Here is a 17,759-nt window from a genome sequence, read left to right as displayed (position 1 = left end):
CATGCCGACTGTTGCAAATAAGTGGTATTTCAGCGCATATGCAAAAAGCCCGCATCATGCGGGCTTCAGGCAGGCGAGGGCTTTCTGGCCGGCAGGCGCGGCGCCGCGGCTGCCGGCCAGGCATGCGGATTTCAGGCAGAAGGCTCTTTTTTCTGCTTCTGCTTGGTGAGGTAAGTACCCAGCGCCACGACCAGCACGGCGCCGAGAATGCCACCAAAGGTCACGGTTTGCTCGCTGACCGGGCCGAAATAGCCGGCCACGGCCGGGTCGGTCAGCAGCATTTCACCGGCCAGGAAGCCGAGCAGGGCGGCGCCTATGGTGATGATGATGGGGAAGCGCTCCATGACCTTGGTCAGCAGGGTGGCGCCAAAAATGATCAGCGGGATGCTCACCAGAAGGCCCAGGACCAGCAGCGGCAGGTTGCCCTTGGCGGCGGCGGCGACGGCCAGCACGTTGTCCAGGCTCATGACCAGATCAGCGATCAGGATGGTGCGGATGGCCGCCATCATGCCGTTGATTTCATGGCCTTCGCCGTCCTCATCTTCCTCGCCCTTGAGCAGGTCCACGCCGATGTAGACCAGCAGGATCGCGCCTATGAGCTTCAGATAGGGAAGGGTCAGCAACTGGATGGCCACAATCGTCAGCACGATACGCATGACAATGGCGGCGGCGCTGCCCCAGAAGATGGCCTTGCCGCGCTGCTCGGGCTTGAGCGTGCGCGCCGCCATCGCGATCACCACGGCGTTGTCGCCCGACAGCACGATGTTGGCGAGGATGATGGAACCAAAAGCGCTCCAGAAAAGAGGGGACGCGAGGTCCAGTCCGAAAATCATGGCTATCTCCTGTTATGAATGAAAAAAAGCGCCGATGAGCGCTTTCTTTCAAATGGCTTTCAGTTTACGCCCCGGCTGCTTCCGCCGGAATTCGTATTACTGCTTATTCACAGCAGCCCTTTGAGCAGCTTGCCCATTTCCGAAGGATTGCGCGTCACGGTAAAGCCGCAGGCCTCCATGATGGCCAGCTTGGCGTCGGCCGTGTCGGCGCCACCGGAAATCAGCGCGCCCGCATGGCCCATGCGCTTGCCGGCCGGAGCCGTCACGCCGGCGATGAAGCCGACGATGGGTTTTTTCATGTTGGCTTTGCACCATTGCGCGGCTTCGGCCTCATCGGGGCCGCCGATTTCGCCGATCATGATGACGGCGTCGGTGTCCGGGTCGTCATTGAAGGCCTTCATCACGTCGATGTGCTTGAGGCCGTTGATCGGGTCGCCGCCGATGCCGACGGCGCTGGACTGGCCCAGGCCGATTTCGGTGAGTTGCGCCACGGCTTCATAGGTCAGCGTGCCGGAGCGGCTGACCACACCGATACGGCCCCTGCGGTGGATGTGGCCGGGCATGATGCCGATCTTGATTTCGTCGGGCGTGATCAGGCCGGGGCAGTTGGGGCCCAGCAGCAGGGTTTTCTTGCCGCCGGCGGCTTCCTTGGCCTTCATGCGGTTGCGCACTTCCAGCATGTCCTTGACCGGAATGCCTTCGGTGATGCAGATCGCCAGGTCGAGGTTGGCTTCCACGGCTTCCCAGATGGCTGCGGCCGCGCCTGCGGGCGGCACATAAATGACCGACACCGTCGCGCCGGTGGCCTTGGCGGCCTCGGTCACGTTGGCGAAAATCGGGATGCCTTCGAAGTCTTCGCCGGCTTTCTTGGGGTTCACACCGGCCACAAAGGCCTCTTTGCCGTTCGCGTAGTCGCGGCACATGCGGGTGTGGAACTGGCCGGTTTTGCCGGTGATGCCCTGGGTGATGACTTTGGTGTGTTTGTTGATGTAGATCGACATGCTTGTGTTCTCCTGGGCTTACTTGACGGCGGCCACGATTTTGGTCGCGGCTTCGGCCATGGTGTCTGCGGCAATGATGGGCAGACCGGAGTCGGCCAGCATTTTCTTGCCCAGGTCTTCGTTGGTGCCCTTCATGCGCACGACCAGCGGAACGGAGAGGTTCACGGCCTTGCAGGCGGTGATGACGCCGTCGGCGATGGTGTCGCACTTCATGATGCCGCCGAAGATGTTGACCAGGATGCCTTTGACATCGGGGTTCTTCAGCATGATCTTGAAGGCTTCGGTGACTTTTTCAGCCGTCGCGCCGCCGCCCACGTCCAGGAAGTTGGCCGGCTCGCCGCCGAACAGCTTGATGGTGTCCATGGTCGCCATGGCCAGGCCGGCGCCGTTGACCAGGCAACCGATGTTGCCGTCCAGGCTGATGTAGGCCAGGTCGAACTTGCTGGCTTCGACTTCGGCCGGGTCTTCCTCGTCCAGGTCGCGGTAGGCGACGATTTCGGGGTGGCGGAACAGCGCGTTGGCGTCGAAGTTGAACTTCGCGTCCAGGGCCATGACTTCGCCCTTGCTGTTGCGGTTCAGGGGGTTGATTTCAACCAGCGACGCGTCGGTGTCCATGTAGCACTTGTAGAGCTTTTGCAGGATGTCGACGGTCTGCGGCACGGAGTCGGCGGGCATGCCGATGCCGGCTGCGACTTCCTTGGCTTGCGCGTCGGTCATGCCGACCAGCGGGTCGACAAACACCTTGATGATTTTTTCGGGGTGGGAGTGGGCCACCTCTTCGATGTCCATGCCACCTTCGCTGGAGGCGATGAAGGCCACTTTTTGCGACTCGCGGTCGGTCACGGCCGAGACGTAATATTCTTTCTGGATGTCGGCGCCGTCTTCAATATAGAGGCGGCGGACTTTCTGGCCTTCGGGGCCGGTCTGGTGCGTCTTCAGCTGCATGCCCAGGATTTCGCCGGCGATGCGCTTGACATCCTCAATGGTCTTGGCAACCTTCACGCCGCCACCCTTGCCGCGGCCGCCCGCGTGGATCTGCGCCTTGACCACCCAAACCGGGCCGCCCAGCTTCTGGGCGGCTTCCACCGCCTCTTGCACCGTGAAAGCCGGAATGCCGCGCGGCACAGGCACACCAAAATTGCGCAAGATTTCCTTGCCCTGGTACTCGTGAATTTTCATGAAAAACCTTCAGAATTCAGTAAAAGAGGGGGTGCAACTGGGATTTGGGCAGGGCTGTGGGGTGTCGGAAACAGGCCACATCAGCTCAAAAAACCACGTCGGCGGTCACTGCAGGCAGCAACGCAGAACTGTATCATGGTGCGACGCACAATTCTTGTGCCCGGCTTACACCCCGAAATAGCCCAAATTGGGCGGTTTTGAGGTGTTTTGGCCTGCCAAGGCGGCCCCCTGTATTTGCCTTATTTGCGTATTTCATTTCTATTTGCAGTCCTGGAAGTCCCCATTCATGCCCAAAGTTTTTATTGACGGAGAAGCCGGCACCACGGGCCTGCAGATCCGCGAGCGGCTGCAAGCCATGCCGCAGATCGAGCTGGTCAGCATCGCGCCCGAACTGCGCAAGGATGCGGCCGCCAAGCGCGCACTGATGGCACAGGTGGACATGGTGATCCTGTGCCTGCACGACGACGCAGCACGCGAATCCGTGGCCATGATCGATTCGCTGCCCGGCAAGAAGCCCAAGATCATTGACGCCTCGACCGCCCACCGCACCGTGCCCGGCTGGGTTTACGGCTTTCCCGAACTCACGCAGACCCAGCGCGCCGCTGTGGCGGGCGCCGAGCGCGTCGGCAACCCCGGCTGCTACGCCACCGGCGCAATCGCGCTGATCCGACCGCTGGTCGACGCCGGCGCAATACCGGCCGATTTCCCCCTGAGCCTTCCCGCTGTGAGCGGTTACTCCGGCGGCGGGCGGCAAATGATTGAAGACTACGAAGCCGGCACCGCGCCCGCGTTTGAGCTCTACGGCCTGGGCCTGAAACACAAGCACCTGCCCGAGATCATGAAATACACCGGCCTGTCACGCCGCCCGGTGTTCATTCCCTCGGTCGGCAACTTCAAGCAGGGCATGCTGGTGCAACTGCCGCTGCACCTGGACCTGCTGCCTGGCAAACCGACCGGCGCGCAGTTGCATGACATGCTGGCCAAACATTACGCCGGCAGCGAATGGGTGACCGTTGAAGCCGCGCCCGAATCGAACAAGCTGGACGCGCTGGCGCTCAACGACACCAACAAGATGGAACTGCGCGTGTTCGCCAATGAAGAGCACCGCCAGGCGGTGCTGGTGGCGCGGCTGGACAACCTGGGCAAGGGTGCTTCTGGCGCCGCCGTGCAAAACCTGAAATTGATGTTGAGCTTGTAAGCTCAGTCCTCGTCCGTTTGCGACACCACGCGGCGTATCACGTCGCCGCCAAAGCCCCGGGCCGCCAGAAACCGCATCTGTTTGGCGCGGCCTGCCGCATCGGGCGCCGGCCCTTCAAACTTCTTGCGCCAGATCTCGCGGGCGCGTTCCAGCTCACTGCCCTTGAGGCTGTCCATGGCACCGGCCACGCGCTCCGCGCTGAGGCCCTTGCCCAGCAGCTCATGCTTGATGCGCGCCGCGCCAAAACGGCCGGCGCGCCGGTTGATCACCGACTCGACCACGCGCGCCTCGCTGATGAAATCCTTGGCCTGCAAGTCGTCCAGCACCTGGGCCAACTGGCCCGGCGTTTCTTCATGCGGCGCAAGCTTGCGTTCCAGTTCAGCCCGTGAATGCTCACGCCCTGCCAGATAGCGCAGGGCGCGGCCCTTGAGTGAAAGGCCAAAACCCGCACGGGAGGCGGGTTTGGCTGGTTTGTGATCTACCGGATTTTCCATGGTCAACAGGCCAGGCCCCACGCAGATGCTATCTTTTTAATAGCTATCAGTGCATGCTCCAATTGGGCCAGGCCTTCTCGCATTAAAAATCAGGCGGCAGCCTTGGCGGGCTTTTCGACCTTCTCGGCTTTTTCAGCCTTGGCAGGCTTTTCAGCCGGGGCGTCGACACTGCCGGCAACCTGCACCAGCGGGATGCCCAGCGATTCGCGCACCTTGTTTTCGATCTCGATTGCGAGTTCGGGGTTCTCCTTGAGGAACTCACGCGAGTTGTCGCGGCCCTGGCCGATTTTTTCGCCGTTGAAGGCATACCAGGCGCCGGCCTTTTCGACGATGTGGCCGGCTACGCCCAGGTCCAGCACCTCGCCCAGGCGGCTGATGCCCTCGCCGTAGAGGATGTCGAACTCCGCCGTCTTGAAGGGCGAGGCCACCTTGTTCTTGACCACCTTGACGCGGGTTTCGTTGCCGATCACCTCTTCGCCCTTCTTGATCGAGCCGATGCGGCGGATGTCCAGGCGCACCGAGGCGTAAAACTTCAGCGCATTGCCGCCGGTGGTGGTTTCGGGCGAGCCGAACATCACACCGATCTTCATGCGGATCTGGTTGATGAAAATAACCGTGCAATTGGCCTTTTTGATGGTGGCGGTGAGCTTGCGCAGCGCCTGGCTCATCAAACGGGCCTGCAGGCCGGGCAGCGAGTCGCCCATTTCACCTTCGAGTTCGGCCTTGGGCGTGAGCGCCGCCACCGAGTCGACGATGATCAGGTCCACCGCGCCGGAGCGGGTCAGCGAGTCGACGATTTCAAGGGCCTGCTCGCCGGTGTCGGGCTGGGAGATCAAAAGGTCTTGCAGGTTGACGCCCAGCTTTTGCGCGTACTGGATGTCCAGCGCGTGCTCGGCGTCCACAAAGGCGCAGGTGCCGCCCAGCTTTTGCATCTCGGCGATGACCTGCAGGGTCAGCGTGGTCTTGCCGGACGATTCAGGGCCGTAGATTTCAACCACCCGGCCGCGCGGCAGGCCGCCCACGCCCAGGGCGATGTCCAGGCCCAGGGAGCCGGTGGAAACGACCTGGATATCTTCAATCACTTCGCCGTCGCCCAGCTTCATGATGGTGCCTTTGCCAAACTGCTTTTCGATCTGGGCCAGTGCGGCCTGCAGGGCCTTGGCCTTTTCGGTGTTCAGGGCGGCGCTTTGCACGGGGTTTTGGGCGGGGTTCAGCTTGTTGGTCAGTTCCATGAAAAACTCCTTGAAAATCAATGATGTAAAAACTTGTTGCCTGGATTCCAGCCTCTGCGTTTAATCACAGCCCTGGATGCATGACCAGTACTTTATGGGCGCTATAAAAATAAGTAAACCCTCTTTTTAGTCAGTTTGCCTGACCAATTGGGTTAGCATCTTTCCATGACGCAAACCACACACCCAGCCCCCATGGCCAGCCCCTTTGGCGCGACCGAGGCCGGCTGGCGACAGACCCACCTGGGTCGGCTCATGGGCCATGCGCTACGGCGCTTTGACGAGCGTGTGCTCTCGCTGATGGCCAGCAGTGTGGAAGTGCCACTGGCGCTCTCCAACCTCGCGGCGCGCGACCAGGTCGGCGCCGCCCATATCCACATCACGCGTCACCTGGCCGTAACCGGCTCGCGCCTCACGGATCTCGCGCAAAGCGCCGGCATGAGCAAACAGGCCATGGGCGACCTGGTCGACCAGTGCGAGGCCTGGGGCCTTGTGACGCGCCAGCCCGACCCGCATGACAAGCGCGCCCGCCGCGTGGTGTTCACCGAGTCGGGCCTGCTCTGGCTGGAAGCCTTCCATCAGGCCGTGCGCCAGGCCGAGGACGAATTCCGCCAGGCCGTGGGGCATGATGTGGCCACCGTGGTGGCGCTGGGGCTGGAAGCGTATGCCGGCGCTTGATCACGTCGGCGTGTCAGCAAAGCTGAAGCCGCAAAAGCCTAGAATTTGCTGAAGAACACAAACCCGCCCGCAGGCCGCAACAGGCCGGCAAATGGAGACTGGAGACAACCATGCGTATTCTGATTGCCGAAGACGACCAGGTCCTGGCCGATGGCCTGTTGCGCACTTTGCGCGCCTCCGGTGCGGCGGCCGACCACGTGGCCAGCGGCACCGAGGCCGACGCCGCGCTGCTGACCAACACCGAATTCGATTTGCTGATCCTCGACCTGGGCCTGCCGCGCATGCACGGCCTGGAGGTGCTCAAGCGCCTGCGCGCTCGCGGCTCGGCCATGCCGGTGCTGATCCTGACGGCCGCCGACAGCGTCGAGGAGCGCGTCAAGGGCCTGGACTACGGCGCCGACGACTACATGGCCAAACCGTTTTCGCTGCAGGAGCTCGAAGCCCGCGTGCGCGCATTGATACGCCGCGGCATGGGCGGCGCCAGCAGCACCATCAAGCACGGCCCGCTGGTCTACGACCAGGCCGGCCGCGTCGCCACCATAGACGGCCAGATGCTGGAGCTGTCGGCGCGCGAGCTCGGTTTGCTCGAAGTGCTGCTGCAGCGCGCCGGCCGGCTGGTCAGCAAGGACCAGCTCGTGGAACGCCTTTGCGAATGGGGCGAGGAGGTCAGCAACAACGCGATCGAGGTTTACATCCACCGCCTGCGCAAGAAGATTGAAAAGGGCCCGGTGCGGATTGCAACGGTGCGCGGGCTGGGCTACTGCCTTGAGAAAATCCCTGGTTAACACCTCTTGCCCCTTCCCCCGCTGGGGGAAGGCTGGGATGGGGGCCCGCGGCCTCCCAAGCCTGAACTGCGGGGGCTATCCACCATCGTCAGCCCCCATCCCCACCTTCCCCCAAAGGGGGAAGGAGCCAAAACACCAGGCCCTTGATGTGGAGCAACCCAGCCTGTGGCTCTGAGACTTTTTCAGCGCGAACGCCGCAGCCTCTTCGGCGAGATCCTCGACTGGATGCTCACGCCGCTGCTGCTGCTGTGGCCCATCAGCCTGGCGCTGACCTGGCTGGTCGCGCAGAACATCGCGGGCAAGCCTTTTGACCGCGCGCTCGAGTACAACGTGCAGGCGCTGGCCAAGCTGGTGGTGGTCAAGAACAACCAGGTGCAGTTCACCCTCACCGCGCCCGCGCGCGAGATCCTGCGCGCCGACGACACCGACCTCGTTTACTACCAGGTGGTGGGCACGCAGGGCGAGCACCTGGGCGGCGAGCACGACCTGCCCGCGCCGCCCGACGAAGACAAGCCCACCAACGGCGAGGTAAGGCTGCGTGAGGACGTGATCCAGGGCGAGGACGTGCGCGTGGCCTACACCTGGCTCAAGGTGGAGGTGAAGGGCGCACCGGCCAGCTCGCAACCGGCGCTGGTACTGGTGCAGGTCGCCGAAACGCTGGAAAAGCGCAAGACGCTGGCCACTGAAATCGTCAAGGGCACCATGGTGCCGCAGTTCGTCACGCTGCCGCTGGCCGTGTTGCTGGTATGGCTTGCGCTGGTGCGCGGCATCAAGCCGCTGGCCCAACTGGAAAAACGCATACGCGCGCGCAAGTCCGACGACATGAGCCCGCTCGACGAGACCGCGGTGCCTGAGGAAGTCGCGCCGCTGGTATCTTCCATCAACGACCTGCTGAGCCGGCTCAAGGTCTCTCTGACCACACAAAAGCGCTTCCTCGCCGACGCGGCCCACCAGCTCAAGACGCCGCTGGCGGGCCTGCGCATGCAGGCCGACCTGGCGCAGCGCGAGACCGACGCCGACGAGCTCAAGAAGTCGCTCAAGCACATAGGCCGCGCCAGTATTCGCGCCACCCACACCGTCAACCAGCTGCTGGCCCTGGCGCGCGCGGAAACCACGGGCCGCAGCCTGGCCAAGCAGCACATCGACCTGGTTCACATCGTCTCGGAAGTCATGGCCGACTCGGTCCCGCGCGCGCTCGAAAAACAGATAGACCTGGGCTACGACGGGCCCGACGCCGGCGACCAGGCTACACAGCTCGAAGGCAATGCGACTCTGCTCAAGGAGCTGGTGCGCAACCTGCTGGACAACGCCATCAACTACACGCCCGAGAAAGGCCAGGTCACGCTGCGGCTGATGACGGACCGCTTCAGCGGCGTGCTGGTGCTGCTGGTGGAGGACTCGGGGCCCGGCATTCTGGAGTCGGAGCGCGAACTGGTGTTCCAGCCTTTCTATCGCACGCTGGGCACCAATGTCGACGGTTCAGGCCTGGGTCTCGCGATTGTTCTGGAAATCGCCAAGCAGCACGGTGCGACGATCTCGATCGAGGATGCCGCACTGCCTGGCCATCCGCAAACGCCGGGCACGCGCGTCACCGTGCGTTTTGTCGGCATGGATGTGCCCGAGGGCGTGTAGCTCTCAGGGTACTGCAGGCGGCCAGCGGTCGTAGAGTTTGACGCCCACACGTTCACCCCAAAGCTCGATTTGCGCCGGTGTACCGGCATGCGGGTGGTTCGCACTGTTGCCGCGCACATAGCCCAGCGCCACGCAGGCGCCCGCCAGCGGGCTCCAGCCGACCGACGAAATCTCGCCCACCGATTTCCCGTCCAGCACGATGGCTTCGCCGCCCCAGGCGAAAGCATCGCCGGTGTCGAACACCAGCGTGACGAGTTTTTTGCGCAGCGCCAACCCCTGTGAATTGAGCAGCGCGGCCTTGCCGATGAAGTCGGTCGGTTTGTCCAGTTTGACGCTGAAGGCCAGCCCAGCCTCCCACGGCGTTTCGTCCGGCCCCAATTCGGCGCCCCAGGCGCGCCGGCCCTGTTCTATGCGCAAGGCGTCCAGCGCGTAGTAACCCGCGTCGCGAAGGCCCAGCGCCTGGCCGGCTTCCATCAGCGCAAGGTAGACATGACGCGTCATTTCAACCGGCACATACAGCTCAAAACCCGGCCCACCCACATAACTCATGCGCGCCGCGCGCACGCGCGCAAAGCCCAGGTCTATTTCTTTTGTCCATGAGAACTTCAGGGCCTCGGGCGACAGGTCGTCCGGGCTGACCAGCGCCAGCAGCTCGCGCGCCTTCGGGCCCATGAGCGAGAGCACCGAATACAGGGCCGACACGTCGGTCAGCACCGCGTGTTCGGTATCGGCTATGTGCCGCGTGATCCAGTCGAAGTCGCGCACGGTCTGCGCCGAGCCGGTGACGATCATGAAGCGGTCCACGGCTTGCCGCATCACGGTCAGGTCGCTTTCAAAACCGCCGCGCTCGTTGAGCATGGCGGTGTACACCATCTTGCCGACGGGCACGTCCATTTCGTTGGCGCACAGGCGCTGCAGCACGACCAGCGCGTCACGGCCCTGCAGCAGGTATTTGGAGAACGAGGTCTGGTCGTAGAGGGCCACGGCTTCGCGTGTGGCTTTCTGCTCTTCGATCATCCAGGGGAGCCAGCCGGGCTTGCCCAAGGTGTGCTCCGGCCTGGGCACGCCTTCCGGCCTGAAATAACTCACCCGCTCCCACCCATTCTTGCCACCAAACTCCGCCCCCTTGCCCGCCAGGATGTCATACAGCGGCGAAGTGCGCAGCGGCCTTGCCGTTTCCAGCTCCTGGCGCGGCCAGCGCATGGCGTAATGCAGGCCCAGGGTTTCGCCGGTGCGCTCGGCCAGCGCCTTGCGGTTGCCGGTGAAGCTGCCGAAGCGGCGTATATCCACATCCCACAAGTCGGTGCCGGGCTCGCCGCCGACTATCCATTCGGCCATGAGCCGGCCCGCGCCGCCGCTGTTGGCAATGCCGGCCGAATTGAAACCCGCGCAGACAAAATAATTGCGCAGTTCGGGCGCTTCGCCCAAGATGAAGTTGCCGTCGGGCGTGAAGCTTTCCGGGCCGTTGAGCAGCATCTTGACCTCGGCCGTCTCCAGGCAGGGCGTGCGGTGCAACGCGGCGGTCATCAAGGGCTCGAACTGGTCCCAGTCCTCGTCCAGCAACTCAAACTGGAAGGTAGCGGGAATCGGGTCCATCTTCCAGGGTTTGGCTTTGGGTTCGAAGCCGCCCATCACCAGGCCGCCGACTTCTTCCTTGTAGTAGATGTAGCCGTCCGGGTCGCGCATCACCGGCAGCATGGGATGTACCCCGGGAATCTTGCCGGTGACGATGTAAAAATGCTCGGCGGAATAGAGCGGCACGTTCACGCCCGCCAGCTTGCCGAACTGCCGCGCCCACTGGCCGGCACAGTTGACGAGGACCTCGCAGCGCACCTCGCCCTGCGCAGTCTTTACACCCACGGCCCTGCCGTTCTCGGTGATGACGCCCGTCACTTCGATGCCTTCCAACATCTTCACGCCGCGGTTGCGCGCGCCCTTGGCCAGCGAGATGCACAGGTCGGCCGGGTTGGCCTTGCCGTCGCCCGGCAGCCAGATCGCGCCCTGCAAGTCGTCGGTGCGCATGATGGGGTATCTGTCGCCGGCCTCTTGCGGTGAGATCTCATGGCATTCGACGCCAAAGCTGTTGGCCATGGCGACCTGCTTCCTGAGCACCTTCATGCGCTCGGGCGTGCGCGCCACGTTCACGCTGCCGCATTGTTTCCAGCCCGTGGCCAGGCCCGTCTCGGCCTCCAGCGAGGCATACAGCTCTATGCCGTACTTGCTCATCTGCGTCATGTTGCGGTTGGGCCGCATCTGGCCGACCAGGCCGGCTGCGTGCCAGGTGGTGCCGCTGGTGAGCTTGCCTTGCTCCAGCAACAGCACGTCGGTCTTGCCCATTCTGGCCAGGTGGTAGGCCACCGAGCAACCGGCAATGCCGCCGCCTACGATGATGATCTCTGCATGGCCGGGAAGTGTCGGGATGGTCATGGTGCGAGCCTCATGTCAAAAGGTGCAGGGCTAGGCCAGCCGTATGGCCATCACACCGCCCACAATCGCGCAGGTACCTGCGAAGCGGCGCACGGTAAAGGCTTCCTTCAGCAGCCAGCAACCGAGCAGCACCGCGAACAGCACGGAGGTTTCGCGCAGCGCCGCCACCGTGGCCACGGGCGCGCGCGTCATGGCCCACAGCGCAATGCCGTAAGAGCCCAGCGAGGCCAGCGCACCGCCGGTGGCCACCGGCCAGCGGTGGCGCGCGTAGTCGGCCATGGCGCGCCCGCGACGCGCCATCATCAAGAGGCCGAAGGGCCAGCCGTCGAGCAGGAACAAGGTCGCGACATATTGCAGCGCATTGCCCGAGGCCCGCACACCCAAGCCATCGACCACGGTGTAGATCGCGATGATGACCGCATTGGCCAGCGCAAACCCGACGGCCTTGCGCGCATGCAGCGCGTGGCGGCTCAGGCCCAGCACCAGCACGCCACCGCAGATGCCCACAATGCCGGCCCAGGCCATGGGGCTCAGGGTCTCGCCCAGTGTGACGCTGGCCGACAGCGCCACCAGCAGCGGCGCCACGCCGCGCATCAACGGGTAAGTGAGCCCGAGGTCGCCGTGCTTGTAGGCCTGCGTGGTCGCGATGTAATAGCCGATGTGAATCAGCACCGAAGCGCCGATAAAAGGCCAGGCTTCCACGCGCGGCAGCCCCACCAGCAGCACCAGCGGCAAGGCCAACACCGAGCCAATCAAATGAATGACCGCCATGTCCATGGACTTGTCGGCGCTGGACTTGACCAGCGCATTCCAGCCCGCGTGCAGCAGCGCGCCGAACAGCACGGCGCACAGCACCGGCCAGGTCAGGGCCAGGGTTTCAGGCGGCAAGCGAAGGCTCTGCGGCGGGAAGCGCGCAGCGCCGGGCCCGCGCCAGGTAATGCGCCAGCGACGGCGTGGCCTTGTCCGCGTCCTTCGCGAGGTCGTCCCAGAGGCGCAGTTTTACCGCGTCTTCGGCGCCGGGCTGCGCCATGAAACGCGCGGCTTCCTCCGCCGTAAAAATGCCGCCCTGCAGCAGCAAGCTGCGCTTGGAATCTGCCGAAAGGCTGGAGTGGTAGCCACGCCGGGCCGCGCACAGGTAGCGCTTGGCGTCCACATGCAGCTTGATCGCGTCCAGCACCGCATCCGGGAAAAGCCCGCGCAAAAACGGCAGGGCTCGGTACTGATGCACGTCGTCCACACCGCGCAGCGAAGGCGTCTCGCCCAGGTCGTGCAGCAAATGGCCCAGGTCGTGCAGCAGGGCTGCGGTGACGAGCGTGTCGCCCGCACCTTCGGCCTCAGCCAATGCGGCGGTCTGCAGCGCGTGCTGCAGCTGCGTCACGGGCTCGCCGCTGTATTGTTCGCCGCCGCGCTCTTCGAAGAGTCGTTCGATGTCGTCAAAGCTCAGCATGTGAATTCCTCAGAGGTCATGCATTCCAGGGGAGGGAATAGGTCTTGAGGTTGGTAAAGCTCTTGATCGCTTCCTGCACACCTTCCTTATACCCCAGGCCCGAATCCTTGATGCCGCCGAAAGGCGTGAGTTCCAGCCGGTAGCCCGGCACCTCACGTACATTGACCGTGCCGACATGCAGCTCGCTGACGAAGCGGTTGATGTAGTCCAGGCGGTTGGTGCACACCGCGCTCGACAGCCCGTAAGCCGTGCCGTTGGATATCTCGATGGCTTCGTCGATGTTTTTGAAACGAATCACCGGAGAGACCGGGCCAAAGGTTTCCTCGCGCGCCACCGTCATCTGCGGCTGCACATGGTCCAGCAGGGTCGGCGAATACAGCGCGCCACGGCGCTTGTTGCCCGCCAGCAGCTTGGCACCCTGCGCCACGGCCTCGCTGACGCGCGACTCGAACAGCATGGCGGCCTGTTCGTCGATCACCGTGCCCATGTCGTTGGCCTTGTCGGTGGGATCGCCGTATTTCCAGGCCAGGGTCTTGGCCCGCACCTGCTCCACGAACTCACCCGCCACCGCTTCGTGCACCAGCAGCCGCTTGATGGCGGTGCAGCGCTGGCCCGAGTTTTTGTAGGAGCCTTGCACGGCCAGGGTGGATGCTTCATCAATGTCGGCATCCTCCATCACGATGATGGGGTCGTTGCCGCCCAGCTCCAGCACCACGCGCCGGTAGCCGGCTTTCGACGCGATGTACTTGCCGATGGCAACGCCGCCGGTAAAGGTCACCAGGTCCACCAGCGGGTTGGTGATCAGTTCATCGGCGATCTCGCGCGGGTCGCCCGTCACCACGCTGAGCATCTCGGGCGGCAGGCCTGCCTCGTAGAGGATGTCGGCGAACAGGATGGCCGAGAACGGCACCTTCTCGGAAGGCTTGAGCACCATGCGGTTGTTGGTCGCGATGCTGGGCACCACCTTGTGCGCCACCTGGTTCATCGGGTGGTTGAAGGGCGTGATGGCGGCGATCACCCCCAATAGCGGCGAGCGGTGCGTGTAGACGCGGCGCTTCTTGCCGTGAGGCGTGAGGTCGCAGCTGAAGATCTGGCCGTCGTCCTTGAGCACCTCCGTCGCGCCGAACAGCAGCACGTCGCTGACGCGGCCGGCCTCATAAAGGGCGTCCTTCAGGCACAGGCCGGCTTCGGCGGTGATCAGGTTGGCGACCTCGGAAAGGCGCGACTGGATGATGGCGGCCGCGCGGTTCAGGATGGCCGCCCGCTCGTAACGCGTGAGCTGGGGCTTGTAAGCATGGGCCCTGGCGAAAGTTTGCCGCACTTCCTCCAGCGTGGCCTTGGGCACGGTGCCCAATAGTTTTTCGGTGTAGGGATTGAACACCTCTATGGCACGGTCGCCGCCTCGGCCCGAGCCGACCTTGCAGCCCGACAGGCGCATGGCATTGAGCTGCCGATCGCGGATGTATTGGTCAATCACACCATGCTCCCTTGTATGTCTCCCTTTCCCCGAGGGAGAGGGAACAAGAATCAGCCTTGCGCATAGTTCAGCGCCAGGTCAAAGGCATCAAAATTGCGGAAGCGCCGGCTGCGGTCCAGTCCGGGCAGCGCGCGGTTCACGATCAGCGGCACACGCTGCTCGCTCATGCCCCCGTGCGAGCGCAGCGGCACTTCGAGCGCCGAAAGGTCGTGGCGCGAAACCGAGGTGCCTATCACGGTGAAGCGCGCGGACACCGCCACGATGTCGCCTATGCGGTCGGCCGGCAGTTCGAAACGCTCGGCCGCCTGTTCACGCGAGAGCACCAGCTCCATGCCCTTGAGCGCCGCCAGCCGCTTGCGCGCGACCTCGATGTTGGTGCCCTCCGGCAGGTAGACCGTGGCGAAGGAGCCCAGGGCGCCGTGGTGCACCACATAGGGATCGGTGATGGGCAGGATCACGCGCGCGATGGTGGCGCCCAGCCAGTTGTCGAACCAGTCCTGCAGGTAGATCACGTCGGGCGTGCCGTCCATGGCCACCTTGGCGTTCATGCCGTGGTCGGCCGTGAGCACGATCACGCAGCCCAGCTCCTCGAGCTGCTGCATGTAGCCGTCCATCATGCGGTAGAAAGCGTTCGCGCCTTCGGTGCCGGGCGCGTGCTTGTGCTGCACGTAGTCGGTAGTCGAAAGGTACATCACGTCGGGCTTGTGCTTTTGCATGATCTTCACGCCGGCCGCGAAGACGAATTCCGACAGGTCGGCGCTGTAAACACCGGGCAGCGGCAGCCCCACCAGGCCCAGCACGTCTTCAATGCCGTTTTCTTCCAGCGACACCTGGTCGGCCTTCTCGGACGAAAAGCAGATGCCCTTCATCTGGTGGCCCAACAGCTTGCGCAGCTTGTCTTTGGCCGTCACCACCGCCAGGGACTTCCCCGCATCGGACAGCGCGGCCAGCAAGGTGGGCGCGCGCAGCCATTTGGGGTCGTTCATCATGACCTCGGTGCCGCTGACCGTGTCAAACAGGTAGTTCCCGCAGATGCCGTGCACGCTGGGCGGCGCGCCGGTCACGATGGAAAGGTTGTTGGGGTTGGTGAAGCTCGGCACCACGCAATCGCCCGTGAGGCCCGAGCCCAGCGCCAGCGTGCGCTTGAGCCACGGCATATGGCCCGTGGCTACGGCCTGCGCCAGGTAGTCAGGCTCGCAGCCGTCCACGCAGACCACCACCGTGGGCTTTGCCGGCAGCTTGTACGTCCTGCCGTTTACCTTCAGTTCGCCAGTCGCTTCAGCGTTTGCCACGTGAGGGCCCTTCCTTGTTTTTGTCCTTGCTCTTGTCCTTACGCGCGACGGCACTGCCGGCAACGAGCTTGACGGGAGCGGGCTTGTCGGTTGCGCTTTCTCCGGCCGCATCGGCCTGCGCCGCCTGTCGGCGCAAATCGTTTTCTATCGTGCGCGCCTTGCTTTCGATCACATGCTGGAACATCGCGCGGCCGGCCGCGTCGGCGTCGCGCGAAGCAATCGCCTTGACGATCAGCCTGTGTTCGTTGGCCGACATCGGCATCAGCCAGCCGTCGGCCAGGTTCAGGCGCCTGAACAGCGACAGCTCCTTGATGAGCTTGCGGTAGATCTCCGTCAGCTTGCGGTTACCCGCCATTTCGACAAGGCGGTCGTGAAAGCTCAGGTTCAGCAGGTGGTAGGCGTGCGGGTCTTCGGCCTTGACCGCTTTTTCCATGGAATCGACAAGGGCCTTGAGTTCCTTGACCTGGGCCATCGTGATGCTCTCCGCCAGGCGACGGCCCACGAGTTCGTCCATGGCCGCGCGCAGGTCAAAAATCTCGACGGCTTCGTCGATGGGGATGTCGCGCACAAAGACACCGCGGTTCTTCTCGGTGCGCACCAGGCCTGCCTCCTCGAGCATGCGGAAGGCCTCGCGCACCGGGCCGCGCGAGACGCCCATCTTTTCGGCGAGGGTGGCCTCTATCAGCTTGCTGCCGGGCTCGTATTCGCCGGCAAGAATCGCGCGCTCGATTTCCTGTTGCACCACGGTGGTGAGAGAGCTGTTCTGGAGTTGCGCGATGGTGGGATGCAAAGCAGCGTTCATGCCCTGAATTGAAGCACAGAAATGTAGATTGTCAACAATCTGCAATAAACAATTGACAAGATAGAAGGGTCGGCGTTAAATAAAAAACGAGCTGGGTTGACGGGCCTGCACTCAGGTTGGTCATCGCAGTGTCACCGCCGACACGAACGAGTCAACAACATTGCAGGCTTTGCCACAAAGGACTTTTTATGCAACTGGCTTCCCACCTCAAATCCCTGTCAAAGGCGATCTGTCTTCTTGGCCTGCTGGCCGCCTCCACCGGCGCCTTCGCCCAAAAAACCCAGTTGCTGGTTTACACCGCGCTGGAAACCGACCAGATCAAGGCCTACCAGGAAGGCTTCAACAAGGTCTATCCCGACATCGAAATCAAATGGGTGCGCGACTCGACCGGCGTGATCACCGCCAAGCTGCTGGCTGAAAAGTCCAACCCACAGGCCGACACCATCATGGGTGTGGCCGCCTCCAGCCTGGCGCTGCTCGACAAGCAGGGCATGCTCGAGCCCTATGCACCGATCAATCTTGACGGGATCATGAGTCAGTACCGTGACAAGAAAAAAGTCCCCGCCTGGTTCGGCATGGACGTGTGGGGCGCCACCGTGTGCTTCAACACCGTCGAGGCCAAGAAGAAAAACATCCCCACGCCCGAGACCTGGCAGGACCTGACCAAGCCCATCTACAAAGGCCAGATCGTCATGCCCAACCCCGCCTCCAGCGGCACCGGCTACTTCGACGTGACCGCCTGGCTCACGCTGTTCGGCGACAAGGACGGCAAGGGCGGCGGCTGGAAGTACATGGACGCGCTGCATGAAAACATCGCGCAGTACACCCACTCGGGCTCCAAGCCCTGCAACATGGCGGCTGCCGGCGAGTTCCTGGCCGGCATCTCGTTCGAATACCGCGGCAACACCAACAAGGCCAAGGGCGCGCCGATTGACCTCGTGTTCCCCAAGGAAGGCCTGGGCTGGGACCTGGAAGCCTTTGCCATCCACAAGGGCACGAAAAAACTGGACGCCGCCAAGAAGCTGGCCGACTGGGCCTCGAGCAAGGACGCGATGATGCTCTACGGCAAGAACTTCGCGATCACCGCGCAACCTGGTCTTGCACCGCCGCTGGCCAATGTGCCCAAGGACTATGAGGCACGCCTCGTCAAGATGGACTTCAACTGGGCCGCCGACAACCGCGAGCGCATCCTCAACGAGTGGACCAAGCGCTATAACTCCAAAACAGAAAAAAAATAGCACCTCCTTCTCGGCTCACTTCGTGTAGCCGGATCCCCCCTCAAGGG

16 protein-coding genes are annotated in these 17,759 nt (G+C 63.4%); 5 read left to right on the top strand and 11 right to left on the bottom strand.

The features are described from left to right. Positions 1 to 131: 131 nt before the first annotated feature. The 3 genes from AC1DXS_RS20825 to sucC all read right to left on the bottom strand — a co-directional run bounded on the left by AC1DXS_RS20825 (position 132) and on the right by sucC (position 3,013). Complete coding sequence (locus AC1DXS_RS20825) at positions 132 to 833, bottom strand: TerC family protein (RefSeq protein WP_477739362.1); 702 nt, start codon at positions 831 to 833, stop codon at positions 132 to 134. A 107-nt stretch (positions 834 to 940) separates the two neighbouring features. Then, positions 941 to 1,834, bottom strand: coding sequence for a succinate--CoA ligase subunit alpha (gene sucD, locus AC1DXS_RS20820; RefSeq protein ID WP_477739361.1), 894 nt, complete (start codon positions 1,832 to 1,834; stop codon positions 941 to 943). An 18-nt stretch (positions 1,835 to 1,852) separates the two neighbouring features. Beyond that, on the bottom strand, positions 1,853 to 3,013 hold the full coding sequence (gene sucC / locus AC1DXS_RS20815; protein ID WP_477739360.1) for an ADP-forming succinate--CoA ligase subunit beta: 1,161 nt from the start codon (positions 3,011 to 3,013) through the stop codon (positions 1,853 to 1,855). A gap of 286 nt (positions 3,014 to 3,299) precedes the next feature. On the opposite strand from sucC, the gene argC reads away from it, so the two are divergent. Then, a complete protein-coding gene (argC, locus tag AC1DXS_RS20810; RefSeq protein ID WP_477739359.1) occupies positions 3,300 to 4,211 on the top strand; it encodes an N-acetyl-gamma-glutamyl-phosphate reductase in 912 nt (303 codons plus the stop codon). A 2-nt stretch (positions 4,212 to 4,213) separates the two neighbouring features. Here argC and recX read toward each other — a convergent pair whose 3' ends face one another. Beyond that, complete coding sequence (recX, locus tag AC1DXS_RS20805) at positions 4,214 to 4,705, bottom strand: recombination regulator RecX (protein ID WP_477739358.1); 492 nt, start codon at positions 4,703 to 4,705, stop codon at positions 4,214 to 4,216. 89 nt (positions 4,706 to 4,794) lie between these two features. Then, positions 4,795 to 5,937 carry a recombinase RecA gene (gene recA, locus AC1DXS_RS20800; RefSeq protein ID WP_477739357.1) on the bottom strand — a complete coding sequence of 381 codons (1,143 nt, stop codon included), beginning with the start codon at positions 5,935 to 5,937 and terminating at the stop codon, positions 4,795 to 4,797. A gap of 192 nt (positions 5,938 to 6,129) precedes the next feature. On the opposite strand from recA, the gene AC1DXS_RS20795 reads away from it, so the two are divergent. The 3 genes from AC1DXS_RS20795 (at position 6,130) to AC1DXS_RS20785 (ending at position 9,029) form a co-directional block, all read left to right on the top strand. Further along, positions 6,130 to 6,612, top strand: a complete 483-nt coding sequence (locus AC1DXS_RS20795) for a MarR family winged helix-turn-helix transcriptional regulator (protein WP_477739373.1) — start codon at positions 6,130 to 6,132, stop codon at positions 6,610 to 6,612. Between the two features lie 110 nt (positions 6,613 to 6,722). Further along, entirely contained in the window at positions 6,723 to 7,397 is a 675-nt protein-coding gene (locus AC1DXS_RS20790) for a response regulator (RefSeq protein WP_007870259.1), read from the top strand. A 171-nt stretch (positions 7,398 to 7,568) separates the two neighbouring features. Beyond that, the gene (locus AC1DXS_RS20785) at positions 7,569 to 9,029 is read left to right on the top strand and encodes a sensor histidine kinase (RefSeq protein ID WP_477739372.1); all 1,461 of its coding nucleotides are present in this window, start codon (positions 7,569 to 7,571) and stop codon (positions 9,027 to 9,029) included. Positions 9,030 to 9,032: 3 nt separating this feature from the next. Here the strand turns inward: AC1DXS_RS20785 and AC1DXS_RS20780 are convergent, their stop codons facing one another. The 6 genes from AC1DXS_RS20780 to AC1DXS_RS20755 form a co-directional block, all read right to left on the bottom strand. Continuing rightward, the gene (locus tag AC1DXS_RS20780) at positions 9,033 to 11,456 is read right to left on the bottom strand and encodes a GcvT family protein (protein WP_477739356.1); all 2,424 of its coding nucleotides are present in this window, start codon (positions 11,454 to 11,456) and stop codon (positions 9,033 to 9,035) included. A gap of 30 nt (positions 11,457 to 11,486) precedes the next feature. Next, on the bottom strand, positions 11,487 to 12,344 hold the full coding sequence (locus AC1DXS_RS20775; protein ID WP_477739355.1) for an EamA family transporter: 858 nt from the start codon (positions 12,342 to 12,344) through the stop codon (positions 11,487 to 11,489). Further along, positions 12,334 to 12,903: a phosphonate degradation HD-domain oxygenase gene (locus AC1DXS_RS20770; RefSeq protein WP_477739354.1), complete on the bottom strand. Its 570-nt coding sequence runs from the start codon at positions 12,901 to 12,903 to the stop codon at positions 12,334 to 12,336. Before AC1DXS_RS20770 ends, AC1DXS_RS20775 begins: the two co-directional genes overlap by 11 nt. A gap of 16 nt (positions 12,904 to 12,919) precedes the next feature. Next, positions 12,920 to 14,341, bottom strand: coding sequence for a phosphonoacetaldehyde dehydrogenase (gene phnY, locus AC1DXS_RS20765; RefSeq protein WP_477739371.1), 1,422 nt, complete (start codon positions 14,339 to 14,341; stop codon positions 12,920 to 12,922). Between the two features lie 89 nt (positions 14,342 to 14,430). Next, positions 14,431 to 15,672, bottom strand: coding sequence for a phosphonoacetate hydrolase (gene phnA, locus AC1DXS_RS20760; RefSeq protein ID WP_477739353.1), 1,242 nt, complete (start codon positions 15,670 to 15,672; stop codon positions 14,431 to 14,433). Continuing rightward, positions 15,659 to 16,474, bottom strand: coding sequence for a phosphonate utilization associated transcriptional regulator (locus AC1DXS_RS20755; RefSeq protein WP_477739352.1), 816 nt, complete (start codon positions 16,472 to 16,474; stop codon positions 15,659 to 15,661). Before AC1DXS_RS20755 ends, phnA begins: the two co-directional genes overlap by 14 nt. 188 nt (positions 16,475 to 16,662) lie before the next feature. Here AC1DXS_RS20755 and AC1DXS_RS20750 point away from each other — a divergent pair, with 188 nt between their 5' ends. Next, positions 16,663 to 17,712 (top strand): putative 2-aminoethylphosphonate ABC transporter substrate-binding protein, encoded by a 1,050-nt coding sequence (locus AC1DXS_RS20750; protein WP_477739351.1) that lies wholly within the window; start codon positions 16,663 to 16,665, stop codon positions 17,710 to 17,712. Positions 17,713 to 17,759 lie beyond the last annotated feature (47 nt).

The sequence above is a fragment of the Polaromonas sp. P3_B1 genome (assembly GCF_056402935.1).
Note: the sequence above shows the minus strand (reverse complement) of the source record. Positions and strands in the feature narration are given on the sequence as shown.